The organism is Mesorhizobium sp. M2C.T.Ca.TU.002.02.1.1, from assembly GCF_003997225.1.
The window spans coordinates 1-1,308 of the sequence record NZ_RZTO01001191.1; the positions used below are offsets into that span (position 1 = coordinate 1).

Annotated in this window: 1 protein-coding gene; it reads left to right on the forward strand. The window is 66.6% G+C overall.

Annotated features, from left to right (window positions below; all coding sequences use genetic code 11):
• Positions 1-185: 185 nt before the first annotated feature.
• On the forward strand, positions 186-1,308 hold a 1,123-nt coding region (locus EOD07_RS34635; RefSeq protein ID WP_245470611.1), incomplete at its 3' end, for an efflux RND transporter periplasmic adaptor subunit.

Here is a 1,308-nt window from a genome sequence, read left to right on the forward strand (position 1 = left end):
AAGTATCTTTTCGCGTGAGTTGGCCCTGGGTGGTCTCATCGCGCCTTCCCCTACATTAGCCTAGGCGGAATTGACAAGACCGTCCAGCCGGTACAGTAAGGCGCGCCATTTGAAATCGGGACCTGTCGTCGATATGTGTCCCGGCATCGATTGTTTTGCCGGTTGCCGGCTCGAGGGGACCATCCGTGAAGCGCTTTTTCATCATCGCCGGATTCTTGCTGCTGCTCGCCTTGGTGTGCGTCGGCATCGTTGGCTTCAACTTCATGCGCGATGCCGGCATCAAGCAGTTCTTCGCCACCATGAAGCCGCCGGCCGCGACGGTCTCGACAGTGACGGTCAAGCCATCCGAGTGGACCCCCGGCGTCGAGGCCATCGGCACCGTCAATGCCGTGCGCGGCGTCGACCTTACCGTCGAGACCAGCGGCATCGTCAAGGACATCCTCTTCCACGCCAACCAGAAGGTTGCCGCCGACGCGGTGCTCTTGCAGCTGGATGACGCGGTCGAGAAGGCCGATCTGGTGGCGCAGAAGGCGCAGGCCGCCTCGGACCAGGCGGCGCTGACCCGAGCGATCGAATTGCAGCGGCGCGGCGTCGGCACGGACGCGACGCTCGACGCCGCGCGCGCCGCGGCCGATGCCTCGGCCGCGCAGGTCAACAAGCTGCAGGCGGTGCTCGACCAGAAGCAGTTGTCCGCGCCCTTCGGCGGCACGGTCGGCATTCCGCGGATCGATATCGGCCAGTATCTGGCCCCCGGCAACTCGGTCGTGACGATACAGGACCTGGACACGATGCGGGTCGACTTCACGGTTCCCGAACAGCAGCTGCCGCTGCTCAAGATCGGCCAGACCATCAAGCTCGGCGGCAGCCTCGCCGACATGCCCTTTGCCGGCTCCATCCGCGGCATCGATCCCAAGATCGACCCCGCGAGCCGGCTGGTCTCGATCCGCGGCGAGGTCGCCAATCCCGAAGGCAAGCTGACGCCCGGCCAGTTCGTCCAGCTTCGCGTCGAGCTGCCGCAGGAAAACAACGTCATCTCCGTGCCGCAGACGGCGGTGACGACGAGCCTCTACGGCGATTATGTCTTCGTGGTCCAGCCGGCCAAGCCCGCCCAGGGTGCCGCTGCCGCGCCGGCGAAGCCGGATGAGCAGAAGGCCGGCGCCGATAAGGCGTCCGGCGACACCGCCAAGCCCGCCGACGGCGCCTCGAAGCCGGCCGACACAAAGCCGGCCGACAAGGCGGCCGGCGACGCCGCCAAGCCGGCCGAGGCCACGCAGCAGCCGGCGCTCACCATCTCGCAGGTGTTCGTGA